15 protein-coding genes are annotated in these 14,644 nt (G+C 61.1%); 8 read left to right on the plus strand and 7 right to left on the minus strand.

Features of this window, described 5'->3' with window-relative positions:
* Positions 1-14: 14 nt before the first annotated feature.
* Genes GOW72_RS01530 through GOW72_RS01550 form a run of 5 tightly spaced genes read right to left on the minus strand, consistent with a single transcriptional unit; the run spans position 15 to position 4,714 of the window.
* Positions 15-2,159 (minus strand): hypothetical protein, encoded by a 2,145-nt coding sequence (locus GOW72_RS01530; protein WP_170364649.1) that lies wholly within the window; start codon positions 2,157-2,159, stop codon positions 15-17.
* Complete coding sequence (gene motA, locus GOW72_RS01535) at positions 2,156-3,025, minus strand: flagellar motor stator protein MotA (protein ID WP_170364651.1); 870 nt, start codon at positions 3,023-3,025, stop codon at positions 2,156-2,158. Before motA ends, GOW72_RS01530 begins: the two co-directional genes overlap by 4 nt.
* Positions 3,026-3,071: 46 nt before the next feature.
* Positions 3,072-3,653 (minus strand): MotE family protein, encoded by a 582-nt coding sequence (locus tag GOW72_RS01540; protein WP_170364654.1) that lies wholly within the window; start codon positions 3,651-3,653, stop codon positions 3,072-3,074.
* Complete coding sequence (locus tag GOW72_RS01545; protein ID WP_170364656.1) at positions 3,653-4,207, minus strand: hypothetical protein; 555 nt, start codon at positions 4,205-4,207, stop codon at positions 3,653-3,655. Before GOW72_RS01545 ends, GOW72_RS01540 begins: the two co-directional genes overlap by 1 nt.
* A gap of 9 nt (positions 4,208-4,216) precedes the next feature.
* Positions 4,217-4,714: a flagellar basal body-associated FliL family protein gene (locus GOW72_RS01550; RefSeq protein ID WP_170364659.1), complete on the minus strand. Its 498-nt coding sequence runs from the start codon at positions 4,712-4,714 to the stop codon at positions 4,217-4,219.
* A gap of 119 nt (positions 4,715-4,833) precedes the next feature.
* On the opposite strand from GOW72_RS01550, the gene fliF reads away from it, so the two are divergent.
* Genes fliF through fliP form a run of 4 tightly spaced genes read left to right on the plus strand, consistent with a single transcriptional unit; the run spans position 4,834 to position 8,033 of the window.
* The gene (gene fliF, locus GOW72_RS01555; protein WP_170364661.1) at positions 4,834-6,429 is read left to right on the plus strand and encodes a flagellar basal-body MS-ring/collar protein FliF; all 1,596 of its coding nucleotides are present in this window, start codon (positions 4,834-4,836) and stop codon (positions 6,427-6,429) included.
* On the plus strand, positions 6,429-7,025 hold the full coding sequence (locus GOW72_RS01560) for a FliH/SctL family protein (RefSeq protein ID WP_170364663.1): 597 nt from the start codon (positions 6,429-6,431) through the stop codon (positions 7,023-7,025). The genes fliF and GOW72_RS01560 overlap by 1 nt, the downstream gene beginning before the upstream one ends.
* Positions 7,018-7,305, plus strand: a complete 288-nt coding sequence (locus GOW72_RS01565) for a FliM/FliN family flagellar motor switch protein (RefSeq protein ID WP_093964097.1) — start codon at positions 7,018-7,020, stop codon at positions 7,303-7,305. Before GOW72_RS01560 ends, GOW72_RS01565 begins: the two co-directional genes overlap by 8 nt.
* Positions 7,305-8,033 (plus strand): flagellar type III secretion system pore protein FliP, encoded by a 729-nt coding sequence (fliP, locus tag GOW72_RS01570; RefSeq protein WP_170365980.1) that lies wholly within the window; start codon positions 7,305-7,307, stop codon positions 8,031-8,033. Before GOW72_RS01565 ends, fliP begins: the two co-directional genes overlap by 1 nt.
* Before the next feature lie 17 nt (positions 8,034-8,050).
* On the opposite strand, the gene GOW72_RS01575 is transcribed toward fliP, so the two are convergent.
* Together GOW72_RS01575 and GOW72_RS01580 are read right to left on the minus strand one after the other, a co-directional pair.
* Entirely contained in the window at positions 8,051-9,490 is a 1,440-nt protein-coding gene (locus tag GOW72_RS01575) for a sensor histidine kinase (RefSeq protein ID WP_170364665.1), read from the minus strand.
* Positions 9,487-10,224, minus strand: coding sequence for a response regulator (locus tag GOW72_RS01580; protein ID WP_170364667.1), 738 nt, complete (start codon positions 10,222-10,224; stop codon positions 9,487-9,489). The genes GOW72_RS01575 and GOW72_RS01580 overlap by 4 nt, the downstream gene beginning before the upstream one ends.
* A 218-nt stretch (positions 10,225-10,442) precedes the next feature.
* On the opposite strand from GOW72_RS01580, the gene GOW72_RS01585 reads away from it, so the two are divergent.
* Genes GOW72_RS01585 through GOW72_RS01600 form a run of 4 tightly spaced genes read left to right on the plus strand, consistent with a single transcriptional unit; the run spans position 10,443 to position 14,610 of the window.
* On the plus strand, positions 10,443-11,687 hold the full coding sequence (locus GOW72_RS01585) for an ABC transporter substrate-binding protein (RefSeq protein WP_170364103.1): 1,245 nt from the start codon (positions 10,443-10,445) through the stop codon (positions 11,685-11,687).
* Between the two features lie 57 nt (positions 11,688-11,744).
* Entirely contained in the window at positions 11,745-12,617 is an 873-nt protein-coding gene (locus GOW72_RS01590) for a carbohydrate ABC transporter permease (protein WP_170360524.1), read from the plus strand.
* Positions 12,610-13,509 (plus strand): carbohydrate ABC transporter permease, encoded by a 900-nt coding sequence (locus GOW72_RS01595; RefSeq protein WP_170341932.1) that lies wholly within the window; start codon positions 12,610-12,612, stop codon positions 13,507-13,509. Before GOW72_RS01590 ends, GOW72_RS01595 begins: the two co-directional genes overlap by 8 nt.
* A 3-nt stretch (positions 13,510-13,512) precedes the next feature.
* Positions 13,513-14,610: an ABC transporter ATP-binding protein gene (locus GOW72_RS01600; RefSeq protein WP_170364669.1), complete on the plus strand. Its 1,098-nt coding sequence runs from the start codon at positions 13,513-13,515 to the stop codon at positions 14,608-14,610.
* Positions 14,611-14,644: the final 34 nt, after the last annotated feature.

Consider the following 14,644-nt stretch of genomic DNA (forward strand, 5'->3'; position numbering starts at 1 on the left):
CGCGCGGATCCTGACTATTCCAATTCAGTTGTCACGTTCAGCAATTCGACTATCTTCTGCCGCGTGTCGGCGCTGGCCTCAAGCAGCTGTTCAGCGTCAGAAATCGGCTTGTCCGGTTCTCGCTGTACTGGCGCACGCAGGGCCGAGCTCAGATCTATGACCTGCCCCAGCGTGGTGTCCTTCGCCCCAACTTCTTCCAAGTTGAACCCCGCCCACCATGACAGGCGCGCCGCGGAATCCTCATCCCCTATGTCCCGCCAAGCCTCAACGGCGGCCGCGTAATTGCCCATATCGGTCAGGGCTTGTGCCCGCAGCCTTTCAGCGTCATCTGAGGGATCCTCGGCCAATTCGCGAAGGGCCAGATCCGGTCGGCTTTCCAGCAGCGCGGCCCGCGCCCGAAGGATGGCGCGGTCGCGCCTGCGTGTCCCATCCGAACCTGCACCCGTCAAGTCTCGGGCTTGCTTGGCAAAGCCGAGGTCCGCAAAACGCTTGGCAAGCAAGAGCGAAGTCCCGGTCGAAATAGACTCTAAATCATGTGGTTTCAGGGTACTTGCATACAGCAGAAAGGTCAGGTCATCCGCGCGCTCTGCTGCCAGATGCAAGATACGATTGCGCGTGCCGGCCCAGGTCTCGTCTCTGCGATGGGCATCAAGAATATTGAAGGCCGCAGAAAACTCGCCGCCCAGGGCAAGCGCCAGGGCGTGACCGCGGGCCATGACCGGGCCCAATTCAGAATTGCGCAGTTCGATCGCGTAGCCCGAGATCAGATCGATTTGGCGTCGCGAAACGGCCCCACCCTCTGCCCACTTCTTTTCAACAAGCCGGGCCAGGGCAAGCGGGGCTTCCAAATCCGAGCTTGGGTTGTCGATGACGTCGTTCAACAAAATGTCGCTGGTGTCGGCATCTCCCTCAGCGGCGGCAACAGTTGCCTGCGCGAGTGTCGTCTCGGGGTGTTGCAGAGTTTGGACGCGATCTACCGAACGCAGTACCCGCCGGGCGGCCTCAAGCCGGCCAGAGTTGACGAATATCTCGGTCAGCCGGGGGCCGAGGATCCGGCGTAGATGCTCAGGAAGCTTCAGGTACGCCTGTTCCATCCGTTCCTGCTGCGCATCATCCCGCAACTGGCCATCCGCCATCGCGGCCCACATGGCAACCGCGCCGTCGCAGCGTTGCGACCCAAGCAGTTGATTAGGCTCTGATACAGGCTGATCATCAATTATTTGCGCGACCGCTCGAACCCATTCCTGTTCCGGCGATGCATCTTCCATCAACTGCAGAACCTGAATGGCCTCTGAACCGAAACCCCAGTGTGCCAACAGCTTTGCGAGCTTGAGCGCGATGGATCTGTCGACCCTGTCGAACTCCAGGAACAGCCCTGCACGCAGCTCAGCCACCTGATGCGCAAAGGGTCGACCGTCAGACCAGGTGTCGAACCCCAATTCGGCATCCGAAATACACGCTGGCAGCGACTCCAGAGGTTGCAGAGGTGGCTCTCCCAGTTTGCCCAACTCGTCAAGGATCGAGCTTACCTGGATATGGGCAGGCAGATCCCGCGCGATGTCTGGAAGCGCTTCCGGCACCGAAGCACGCGGACCCGGAGGTGTGACGTTCAGGTCGACAAGCTCGCGATCCGCGCCTTGCAACAGACGGGTCGAAAGGCGCTGCTGCAGGCCATCGCGATCCAGTTGCAGAAGGGGGGCAACCAATTCAATTGATGGGGCTTCGGCCTGTGGACGACGTTTGGAAGTCTGCTCTGGGATCATGATCGATGGAATGTCCAGACTTGGCGGAGGCAAGGCTTTTTGCGCCGCTATGTCCACAACGATCATCGTATCCTTGTACAAAAAAGCGGTCGCGGCGCAGTCACAGCCGAAGTCCAGCTCAAGCGGTGCGCCGGGATCGGCCTGCGATATCGCCTCAAGCCGGCCTGCGGACAATCGTGCAAAGACCGATCCGGTCTTGAATTCCACGTCGTCCAATTCGACCGCCAGGCGCGCACCGTTTTTCCGGTGGGCGAGGCTCCAGTTGGTGCCCGCAGGAACGCTGAGAACAAGCCGCGTGAAGCCGTCATGTTCGCCGGACCGCACCGGAACGTCCTTCGCCAAAACTCCAGTTGCCGATGCGCTCAGGCCAAGGGTCAGGAGCAAAACCCGGATCATGCTGCTGCCTGCTTGATCTCTTTCAAGGCTTCTTCCAATTCGGTGAAGCCGGGGCGATTGTGGGTCGGCGTGTTCTGGCGACCAACCTCGATACACATTGCGGGGTTGTGATTGTGCAAGTTGGCAACCAGAACTTCCCGGATCAGTTGATAGAAGTGATTGTCTTCCTCCACGACCGCTTTCAGCTTTCCGGCGAAGGGGCCGACCAGACCGTAGGCCAGAAAGACGCCCAGGAAAGTCCCGACAAGGGCACCACCGATCAACTTGCCCAAGACCTCGGGCGGTTGGTCGATCGAGCCCATGGTCTTGATCACACCGAGAACCGCCGCAACGATTCCCAGTGCCGGCAACCCGTCCGCCACGGTTTGCAGGGCGTGGCTGGAATGCATGGCGTGGTGGAAATTGGCATCCATCCGCTTTTCCAGAACCTCTTCAACCTGATGGGGATCGTCATAGTTCATCGCCGCCGACCGCATGGTGTCGCAAATCAGGTCCACCGCCTCTTTGTCCGCCTGTATTTTGGGGAAAGCCGTAAAAATGGCCGAGTTTTCAGGGTCTTCGATGTGCTGCTCGAGCTCGACCGGATTTGAACGGGCGAGCCGGATCAGCGAGAACAGAAGGCATAGCAGATCGCGGTAGTCCTCGGGCTTCCATTTCGGGCCTTTGAAAACCTTGCCCAGATCCTTGACCGTGTGTTTGACCGCCGACATGTCATTGCTGATCAGAAAGGCGCCGATGGCGGCCCCGCCGATCATCATCATCTCGAACGGCAGAGATTTGAGGATGATGGCCATCTTGCCGCCGGCGGCGAGGTAGCCGCCGAACACCATTACGAAAATAACGACGATTCCAAGAATTCCGATCATGTGGTCTCTCCGGCAGAGCGGTCTTTGAGGGTGGGGCTCATGGCGGCTACTCAGTGGGGGCGTTGGCGTTGCGTCCGGCCATTACGACGCTGATGGTATAGGCGGCCTCGGGGCTGAGACCGGCCATCACACCCGCAGCAGCCTCAGGCGGCATACGCGACAGGAAACCGGCCGCAAAAACCGGGTCCATCGTTTCGAACAGCGCCGCGGCGTCCTTGGGCTTCATGTTCTGATAGACATCGGTCAGACGGGTAAGGTCGGTTTCAGCCGCCTTGTCCGCCACGGCCAATGTTTCGCGCAGCGATACCTCGGCCTCTTGCAAAGCGGAAAGGCGCGTCGCAATGGCCTCGTTGGCAATCTCCAGGGCACGCTCCCTGTCGCGCAGCGAGCTCTCACGCTGTCTGACGACCGCTTCCCGACGCAGCAATTCGGTCAGCAAGGCTTGCATGTCCGGCTTTTCGTCCGAGCCGGCGCTGTGTGCCGAGACTTCCGAGGGGTCAGACCCCCTTGCCAAAGCTGGCCCAGCCTCCAGCCCCAGCCGTATGATGGCGGAACTGATCATCAAGGCTGAAATGAGGGTCAGAACGCCACCACGTGGTCGACGCTGGGCAGGTTGCAGGCTGCGCATCAGGATCGGGCCTCGCTACCTTGCGCCTTGTGCCTGAAGAACAATACGCCCTTGGGAATCGGGGCCGGATCCTCTGCGGGGTCGTTGGTGGATTTGACCTCGGCTTCCGGCCTGGATGGAATTTGTTCCACAGCCGCAGGCTCGGCGGGTTGCTCGGGGTCCTTTGGCCCGACCTCTTCTTCCAACGAGACCGGTTCTACCTCAAGAGGTGACGGCTTTTTGGTTTCGGCCGAGGAATTTGCAGGCTCTTCAGCCGCGGGTTTGTCCTCGGGGATCACGTCGTGCATCGACGCCATGATCAATTCAAGCCGCTGTGCGACTGACTCGGCGCGCTCGGTCAGATCCTGCAGTTTGTGCCCGGACTGGTCAGATGCAGCACGCGCGGCATCCAGGGATTTTTTCAGTTCTTCCGCCTGTGCGGACAGCACGGAAACCGCACCACCGACGCCCCGCTCCAGGTCCGTGAACCGCCTGAGGCGTCGGGCCAGAACAAAACAGTACAATCCGGCCCCCAAGGCGCCGGCGACCAGCAAAATGTCCGAGATCAGTTCCAATTTCGCCTCCTAGTTCAATACGAATTCCGTGACCAGAACGTCACGTACCCGACCTTCGCCAACGACGATGCCGATGCGCCGCAGCAGGTGCCCGCGGATGCGAACCAGAGCCAGCGAGTCTTCGAGGTCGGACAGGTTGATGGCCCGGAGATAGCCGTTCATCACGTCCATGATGCGGGGAATCATCTTTTCCACCTCGGCCTCGTGACCGGCGGCCACCTCAAGTTGAGCGTGGAATTTCAGATGGCGCGAATCGCCGGAATTCACGGACACGATCACGGGCGGCAGGTCGACGAACCCGACATCCGGCAACGCATCGATCGCATCTCCGGCGTCCGCGTTTTCCGCTGTTTCTCCCTCGGCCTCTGGGCCTTTGCCCAAAAGCCCGGACGCGGTCACATAGTACCCGCCCGCAGCACCTAGCAGCGCCAGAACCGCGCCAATCATCAGTCCGTTTTTGCTCGACTTCTTCGGGCCTTCTGCCTCATCCACGGTCGCGTCTGTCATGGCGTCCTCATTCTTGCGTTCGGCACCCGTCATAACCCCGCAGGGACTAACCGATTGTTAAGGGCAATCGTTCAAACAGGGCACGAGCCGCACAGAATGTCGGCGAGTCGGAGGTGAGCGTGCAGCAGATCGGAACTGTCTGGGCAAGTTTGGGCAGGCGCAAACAAATCATCGTGGCGGGGGCGGCTGTCGTCGTGTTCCTGAGTGTCCTGGCGATGTCGCGGTTGGTGACATCTCCGTCCATGACACTCCTCTATGCGGGGCTGGAAAGCGGGGCGGCGGGGGATATCGTCCGCGCCCTGGATCAACGCGGTGTCACCTACGAGATTCGTGGCGGCTCAATCTATGTTCCGGGCTCGCAACGCGACGAGTTGCGCATGACCCTGGCAAGCGAGGGTCTGCCTGCAAATGGCAACCGGGGTTATGAACTGCTGGATACGCTGAGTGGGTTCGGTACGACCTCGCAGATGTTCGACGCTGCCTATTGGCGCGCCAAGGAGGGTGAACTGGCGCGAACCATCGTCAGCAGCCCTCATGTGGGGCAGGCGCGGGTTCACATTGCCAGCGGGTCCACAAGCCCGTTCCAGCCCAGCGTTTCGCCAACCGCTTCGGTCTATCTGGTGCCATCCGGGGCCAAGATCACGGTCGAACAGGCCAAGGCGATCCGTTTTCTGGTGGCCTCCGCCGTGACCGGCCTCGCGCCCGAGGATGTTGCGGTGATCGATTCCAACGGTGCGGTGATCGGCCCGCAAGAGACGGCGGTTGCCGCCGACACTGCCGATGACAAGGCCAAGGTCCTGCGCGACCGCGTCCTGCGGCTGGTCGAGGCGCGCGTCGGACCTGGCAATGCGGTGGTCGAAGTCAGCGTCGACACGGTTACCGAGACCGAATCCATAAGAGAGCGGCGGTTCGACCCCAAGGGCCGTGTCGCAATCAGCACCGATGTCGAGGAACGGTCGGATACCTCCCGCAATCAATCGTCTGATGTGACGGTCGCGTCCAACCTGCCGGACGGGGACGGCAATGGCACCGATGAATCGAATTCTTCAGCCACGCAAACCCGCGAGCGGATCAACTATGAGGTTTCAGAGACCGAGCTTGAAGTTCTGCGGGTGCCGGGGGCCATCAAACGCTTGACGGTTGCCGTGCTGGTCAACGGAACCCGAACAACGGACGCCACCGGTGCCGAGGTTTTTATGCCGATGGCACAGCCGGAACTTGACGCTCTGGAAGAGCTTGTCGCCTCGGCCGTGGGCTTCAATGCGGATCGCGGGGATGTCATCACGCTGAAATCCCTGGAACTGCCCAATGTCGAACCGCAAGGAACAATGGCGACCGCTTCGGTCTGGCAAAGCATCCATCTGGATACGATGTCGCTGATACAGATGGCAGTGTTGGCCATCGTATCGCTGGTTATGGGGCTGTTCGTGATCCGGCCGATCCTGACCGGTTCGGCCGCAGTGCCAGCCTTGCCGCCTGCCGCAGCCTCCGCCGAGGGCGGCGCGCCATATCTTGTCGGTGAAATCTCAGATGCTGATGGACAGGAATTCAGCGCTCCCACCGGCCAGGGTGAAAACGGAGGCTCTGTGCCTGCGATTGGGTCCACGGCAAGCGAAGATGCGGTCGGCCGTTTGCGCGCCCTGATCGGGGACAAACAGGAAGAGACGGTCGAAATTCTGCGGAGCTGGTTGGAAGAAAACGAGGATAAGGTGTGATGTCGATCGCCCACCTGCTCGAGGATTTCACGGCTCAGGCCGACGGCGCGGATCTGCGATTGCTGGACGAAGAAGCTTTGGAGGAAGAGCGGCTTGCCGCTTTCGAACGCGGATATGGTGCGGGGTGGGAGGATGCGTTGCAGACCCAAACCCAAGGTCGTGCTGCGCTGGCCGAGGATATGCGGGCAGCCTTCTCCGATATGTCCTTCACCTACCAGGAAGCTCTGACCCGGATGACCTTGTCGCTTGAACCGATGTTCAGCGCTCTGGTTCAGACTGTTCTACCCAAGGTGTTGGATCGGGGGCTTGCCGCTCGTGTAATCGAGCAGTTGAGCGAAATGGCCAAGGCGCGGGTCGCACAACCGATCCTTTTGTTGGTTCCACCCGGTGTTGAGGGGGATGTCGAGGCGTTGTTGCCCGCCGACATAACGCCCCTCCCCAAGGTCGTCGCGGACCCCGAGTTGATGCCGGGTCAGGCGCGGTTGCAGGTCGGCACCGCCCGGTCCGAGGTTGATTGCACCGCGCTGCTGGACGCGATCGCCGCCGCTTTCGACGCATTTGTTTTTGAGGCAAAAGAGGCTTTGTCAAATGAGTGACGCACCTGCATCCAAACCTGAAAGACCCAACCCGTTCGAAGCCGTTCCCATAGAGGTGACGGTTTCCGTCGGTCGGGCGCGCCCCTTGATACGCGACCTGTTGAGCATGGGTGAGAACGCCGTTCTGACCTTGGACAAACGGGTCGAAGATCCGGTGGATCTGTATGTCGGCGACCAATTGGTCGCCCGTGGTCTGCTCGAGGAAATGGAGGGGGACAATGCCGGTCAATTGGCGGTGCGTCTGACCGAGATTTCGGATTTCCAGAACGGACTTGGATGATGCGTCGGGCGGCCTGGTGTGCAATTGTGATCCTTGTGCTGACACCCGCACTGGCATCGGCACAGGAGCTGTCGCTGTCATTGGGCGACGGCGGATCCATATCGGCGCGAACCATTCAGTTGATCCTGCTGATCACGGTGCTCAGCCTAGCACCCGGCCTTGCGATCATGGTGACCTGTTTTCCATTTCTGGTCACGGTACTGGCCATTCTGCGGCAGGGGATCGGGTTGCAACAGTCCCCGCCCAACATGTTGATCGTCAGCCTGGCGCTGTTTCTGACCTACTTCATCATGGAGCCGGTTTTTACCCAGGCTTGGGACACCGGGATCCGACCGATGGTCGAAGAAACGCTCGCGGTAGAGCCTGCATTGGAACGTGCCATGGTGCCGTTCCGCGAGTTCATGGTGGCGCGGCTGGATGGTGACACGTTTCGGGCCATGGCGGCCTTGCGCCCCGACACCGCTTCGATGCAGCTGTCGCCGGAGGCGCCACTGTCGGTTCTCATGCCGTCGTTCATGCTGTCCGAGGTTGCCCGCGCGTTCCAGATCGGATTCCTGATATTTTTACCGTTTCTGATCATCGATCTTGTAGTGGCCGCGGTCCTCATGTCGATGGGGATGATGATGGTGCCGCCCGCCACGGTTTCGCTGCCGTTCAAACTGGCGTTTTTCGTGATTGCAGATGGGTGGTCCCTGATCGCCAGTGCCTTGGTGCGAAGCTATTCCTAGCCTGCATGTGGACGGTCTCAGCGCCGGATCTGCAGCCGTGCCCGCAGACCCTGATCACCCGCTTCAAAGCGCAGCGAGCCACCATGCTGCTCTGCCACGGTTGCAACGATTGTCAGGCCCAGTCCGAACCCGTCGGACGACCCGATGTTCGAACCGCGCCGGAACGGGGCCATCAGCGCCTCGATATCCGAAACGGACAAGTTGGTTCCCTTGTCTTCGACGACAATCGTGGCAGTTTCCGCGTCGGTTTCTAGTTCAACCGTTGCGTGGCGCCCGTATTTCAGCGCGTTGTCGATCAGGTTCGTCAGCGCCCGTTTCAATGAGATCGGTCGCGCCATGACAAGGATGCGGCGGGTTTCCGGAAGCGAGCCATGCCCGCGCCGCGACATGAAGAGCGACGCCGCGCCCTCCACCTCGACCGGGGCGACTTGTTTCAGGGTCACAGGCAGATCCATATCCTGGTAGTCGGCAACCAGCGACTCGACCAGTGAGGTGAGAGAGATCTGGCGCGGGTCCTCGATGCTCAGTTCCGAGCGGGTGTAGGTCAACACGCTTTCGATCATGCCGGTCATCTGGTCGACATCGGACTCCAGCTTCTCTCGCAACTCGGCGTCCGGAATCAGCGCCGCGCGCAGACGCACGCGGGCCGCTGGCGTCCCAAGGTCGTGGCTGACGCCGGACAAGACAGTGGCACGCTTTTCCAGCTGTGCGCGTTCGTCCTCAAGATGCGTATTGACCGCCGATACGATGTCGCGCAGTTCGGCCGGCCCGGACATGTCGTAGCTGTCCGGACCCCCGCTGCGCCGGCGGTCACGCAGCGACTGGGAGAACCGCAAAAAGCTGTCTGTCACATTGCCGACTGATGTCAGAATGATCGCAAGTGCCACGACCGCCAAAAAGATCGCGGGCAGACGCAGGTCGGCCGGGGCCGCATCGCACCCCCAGACCCGCGTACCGTCGATCTTCTGCCACGCGCCCTGTCCGAACCGGGCCACCAGAATGGGTTCGCTGCAATAGGTGGCCAGCAGGCGTGTCAGGTTACCCATCTTCTGCGGCCCGGTCTGATCGCTGCCTGACACGATGTCGGATACCGGATAGACCAGCCGGTCGGACAAGACCGCAAGCGTCAGGTTTCGCCCGCTGAGCGGTGCGGAGCTGTCGGTCAGAATGGACAGGTTGGTCAGAAACCGGCGTCCTGCAAGGTCGGGCAACTGCTCGAATTCACCCGCATCGGCCAGACTTGCGGCCTCGGGCGGCAGTGGCGTGATCAACACGTCGGGATGCGAGGCGCGACCTGTGCGCAGATCTTCGTAGACCGAGAACCCGGCAACATAGGCCCGGGTTAGATAGGCGTCCCAGTTGCGAACGGATGAAAACCACAGTCCTGCCGCCAGCAACCCGGCAGCAAACGCACCCAGGCTCCAGGCCCAGCCCAGATCCCGCAGGCGCAGGGTCATGCCTCCTGTTCCACGGTGACCTCGCAGGCGAAGACATAGCCGACACCGCGGGCCGTGCGCAGCATCTGCGGATCTTTGGGGTTGGTCTCGATCTTGGACCGCAGCCGCCCTACCAGAACGTCGATGGCCCGACCCTGAGCTTCGGGTTTGTCACCGGTGCCGGTCACGTCCAGCGCGGCGGCGATCTCGTCGCGGGTCAGCGGAATGTGCGGGTTGGCCAGCAGCACCTTGAGCAACGCGGTTTCGCGCTGCGACAGCGACACCTGGTACCCGTCCGGGGCATGCACCTCGTCGCGTTTGCCGTCATAGACCCATCCGCCAAAGCGGAACGTGCGGATCCGCCGGCGATAGGCCAGCGATGGCGTGCGCCGCGCGCGCTGCATCACCGCGCGCACACGCGCCAGCAGCAGTTGCGGGTTGAACGGCTTGGCGATGTAGTCGTCGGCGCCAACCTCGTACCCGGCCATCCGCTGATGATCGGCAGATAGGGCCGACACGAAGATGATCGGCACGTCCTGCTCGCGGCGCAGCCGGGCGCAGATATCGACCCCGTTCTCGTCACCCAGCATCACGTCCAGAAGGATCAGGTCGATGCGGCCTGACTTCAGGTGTGCCTGTACCTCGCGCTCGGTGGCTGCTGGCAGGGCAATGAACCCGTTCTGGTGAAAGAACTGGGTCAACATCGACCGGATTTCCGGATCGTCATCCACAACCAGCAGACGTGGAATGCTCACGCTGTTCCTCCCCGATTTCCCCCTCGACGCTGCCCTCAATTGTAACGGACTGCAACAGATTCAAGGTCAACGTAACACGCTGTAACAAAAGGCGGGAAAATTTGCAGCCCGCGCCGGATACATGGGATATTTGCCATTGCCAGACGGCAAGCGGCTGCCGGTAATGTCCCGCATCGCTGCCCCGCGGCAGCAAACAAGGATCTGGGAGGATACCAAACATGAAACGTTTCGCACTCGCCACGGCGTCGTCGCTGGCCGTTCTGGCTGGCACGTCGGTGATGGCCGAACCGCAGGCCGAAGTTCTTCACTGGTGGACGTCGGGCGGCGAGGCCAAGTCGGTCGCCGTTCTGCAGGAAGAGTTCGCGGCCAATGGCGGCACCTGGACGGATATGCCCGTTGCAGGCGGCGGCGGAGACGCGGCGATGACCGCGCTGCGCGCCCGCGTTCTGGCCGGCAACGCGCCGACCGCCGTTCAGTTGAAAGGCCCGGCGATCCAGGAATGGTACGAAGAGGGTGTTCTGGCGGACATCTCGAACGTTGCCGAGGCCGAGGGCTGGGCCGAAGTCCTGCCCGCCTCGATCGCGGCGCATATGCAGTGCGAAGGCACCTGGTGTGCCGCACCGGTCAACGTGCATCGTATCGACTGGATCTGGGCAAATGCCGACATCCTGGCCGCCAATGACATTGAGATGCCGACCACCTGGGAAGAGTTCAACGCCGCTGCCGAGAAGCTGCAGGCCGCAGGCATCATCCCGCTGGCCCACGGTGGTCAGGCCTGGCAAGACGCAACCGTCTTCGAAGCAGTTGCGCTGGGCATCGGTGGACCCGAGTTCTTCAAGAAGGCTTTTGTCGATCTGGACCCCGAGACTCTGACCTCGGACACGATGGTTCAGATTTTTGACCAGATGCGCACCCTGCGCGGGTTCGTTGATGAGAACTTCTCGGGCCGCGACTGGAACCTGGCCACCGCCATGGTCATGAACGGTGAGGCCGCCTTCCAAATCATGGGTGACTGGGCCAAGGGTGAATTCCTGGCCGCGGGCAAGGTCCCCGGCGAAGACTTCCTGTGCGCCTCGACCCCCGGTGACGGCTATCTGTACAACGTCGACAGCTTTGCCATGTTCGACGTGGACGGCGACGACAAGCGCGCCGGTCAGGAACTGCTGGCCAAGCTGATCGTCGCGCCCAAGTTCCAGGAAGTGTTCAACCTGAACAAGGGTTCGATCCCGGCGCGGACCGACGTGGCGCTGGACAAGTTCGACATCTGCGCCAAGATCTCGGCCGAAGACATGGGCGCTTCGTCCGCCAATGGCTCGCTGCTGCCGTCCTACGCGCATGGCATGGCGCTGCGCGGTGCGCAGGCTGGTGCGATCACCGACGTCGTGACCGCGCATTTCAACTCGGATATGTCCTCGGCTGACGCGGTTCAGCAACTGGCGGACGCGGTGGCAAACAGCTACTGATCCAACACGCTCTGCCCCCTATACTGCGGGGCAGAGCATCTTTCCCCGGAGGAAAAAATGTCCGAATGGCTGGAAAACCACCTTCCAAAGGTGGTGCTGGCACCGTCGTTCATCGCCGTATTGATCTTTGTCTACGGATTTATCGGATGGACCGCCTGGGTGTCGCTGACCCGATCGAAACTGCTGCCGAAATACGAGATCAAGGGCTTCATCCAATATGACCGCCTGTTTGACTCGCCCCGCTGGGACACGGCGATCAACAACCTTTACGTCTTTGGCGCGCTGTTCATCGTGATCGCGATGGTGCTGGGCCTGCTGCTGGCGATCCTGCTGGATCAGAAGATCCGCGTCGAAGGCGCGATCCGTACGATCTACCTGTACCCGATGGCGCTGTCGATGATCGTGACCGGCACCGCGTGGAAGTGGATCCTGAACCCGGGTCTGGGTATCGAGGCCATGGTCCAGGGCTGGGGCTTTCCGAATTTCAAGTTCGACTGGCTGGTGAACCCGGACTACGCGATCTACACGATCGTCATCGCCGCGATCTGGCAGAGCTCGGGTTTTGTCATGGCGCTGTTCCTGGCCGGACTGCGCTCGGTGGATGGTGAGATCATCAAGGCCGCGCAGGTCGATGGCATCCCCACTTGGCGGATCTATACGGCAATCATCATTCCGTCGATGGCTCCGATCTTCCTGTCGGCCTTCATCGTGTTGGCGCACCTTGCGATCAAGAGCTTTGACCTTGTCATTGCCCTGACAGGCGGTGGTCCGGGTTACGCAACCGATTTGCCCGCAACATACATGTACGCGATGGCGTTTTCGCGCGGCGATATCGGCCAGGCGGCGGCGTCCGCGATGATCATGATGCTGGTCGTCTTTGCCATCGTGGTTCCTTACCTCTACTCAGAACTGAGGGCGAAAAATGACTGATCTGTCGATGCCCCAAACCCGAACCCGCAGCCAGAGTGCCACGGGCAAGATTGCCCTGCGTTGGTTGCTGTATGTCCTGCTTGGTCTTTTTGCGCTCTACTACCTGATGCCGCTTTTCGTGATGCTGACCACATCGCTCAAAAGCCTCGAGGAAATTCGTACGGGATCGCTGATCTCGCTGCCGCGCGAGGTCAGTCTGGATGCCTGGAAAACCGCCTGGTCAGGCGCCTGCACCGGTATCCAGTGCGAAGGCCTGCGGCCCTATTTCTGGAACTCGGTCCTGATTGCGGTCCCTGCCGTGGCAATCTCGACCCTTCTGGGGGCGTTGAACGGATTTGTCGTCGCGCAGTGGCGTTTCAAAGGGGCCAACATCATCTTTTCTCTGATGCTGTTCGGTTGCTTCATCCCGTTCCAAGTGGTCCTGCTGCCGATGGCGCGTCTGCTGGGCATGATGGGGATCGCCGGAACCATTCCGGGCCTGATCTTCGTCCACGTGATCTATGGGCTTGGCTTCACAACGCTGTTCTTCCGCAACTACTACGTCACCATCCCGGCCGAGCTGACCAAGGCGGCGCGAGTGGATGGTGCCGGGTTCTTTCGGATCTTCTGGTCGATCTTCCTGCCGCTGTCGCTGCCCATCATCGTGGTGACCGTGATCTGGCAGTTCACCCAGATCTGGAACGATTTCCTGTTCGGCGTTTCGTTCAGCCAGGCGGGCACGCAGCCCGTGACCGTGGCGCTCAACAACATCGTCAACTCAACCACCGGCGTCAAAGAGTACAACGTCGACATGGCCGCCGCGATCATCGCGGGGCTGCCGACGCTGCTCGTCTATGTCGTTGCCGGTAAGTATTTCATCCGCGGCCTGACCGCCGGTTCCGTGAAGGGATAACCCATGGCTCCCATCCTCGATATCCAAAACCTGTACAAGAATTACGGCGCAACCGAGATTCTGAAGGACATCAACATCTCGATCGAACCGGGCGACTTCCTGGTGCTGGTCGGCCCTTCCGGCTGTGGCAAGTCGACCCTGCTGAACTGCATCGCCGGGCTCGAGCCGATCTCGGGCGGGACGCTGTCGATTGGCGGCAAGGACATGACTCATGTCAGCCCCAAAGACCGCGACATCGCGATGGTGTTCCAGTCCTACGCCCTGTACCCGACCATGTCGGTGGCCAAGAACATCACCTTTGGCATGAAGGTGCGCGGCGTCGATCAGGCAACTCAGGACGCCAAGCTGAAAGAGGTCGCCTCGCTTCTGCAGATCGAGCCGTTGCTGAACCGCCGCCCCAGCCAATTGTCGGGTGGTCAGCGACAGCGTGTGGCAATGGGCCGGGCTCTGGTGCGTGACCCCAAGCTGTTCCTGTTCGACGAACCGCTGTCAAACCTGGACGCCAAGCTGCGGGTCGAGATGCGGACCGAGATCAAGAAGCTGCATCAGACGCTGGATGCCTCGATCGTCTATGTGACCCATGATCAGATCGAAGCGATGACCCTGGCCACCAAGATCGTGGTGCTGAAGGGCGGTGTGGTGCAGCAGATCGGCACTCCGGCCGAGATATACAATCGCCCCGCCAACCTGTTCGTGGCCGATTTCATGGGCTCGCCGGCGATGAACCTGATCCCGGCGCGGGTCCAGCGCAACGGGACCGGCACGCAGGTCGCCATTGCGCGGGATGGGGCTGACCCGATCGTGCTGACGGATACGCGCGATCTGGACCTGCCCGAAGAAGTGATCCTGGGCCTGCGCCCGGAGGATATCGCTGAATCCGGGTTCCGCGCTGGTGCCGGTGTGCAAGAGGCCGCCTGCCTGGTCGATATGGTCGAACCGGCCGGTGCCGATACCTACGTCGTGTCGGAACTGGGCGGCAAACAGGTCACAGCCCGCCTGCATGCCGAGACCAGTGCCAGGGCCGGTCAGATGCTGAAACTGGCCTTTGACATGAGCAAAGTGTCCTATTTTGCGAAAGCGACAGGCGAACGCCTGAACTGAGCCACGAAAAAAGCCGCGCAGGGATCCTGCGCGG

Origin of the sequence: Ruegeria arenilitoris, from assembly GCF_013032855.1 — a bacterium.
Taxonomy (GTDB): domain Bacteria; phylum Pseudomonadota; class Alphaproteobacteria; order Rhodobacterales; family Rhodobacteraceae; genus Ruegeria; species Ruegeria arenilitoris.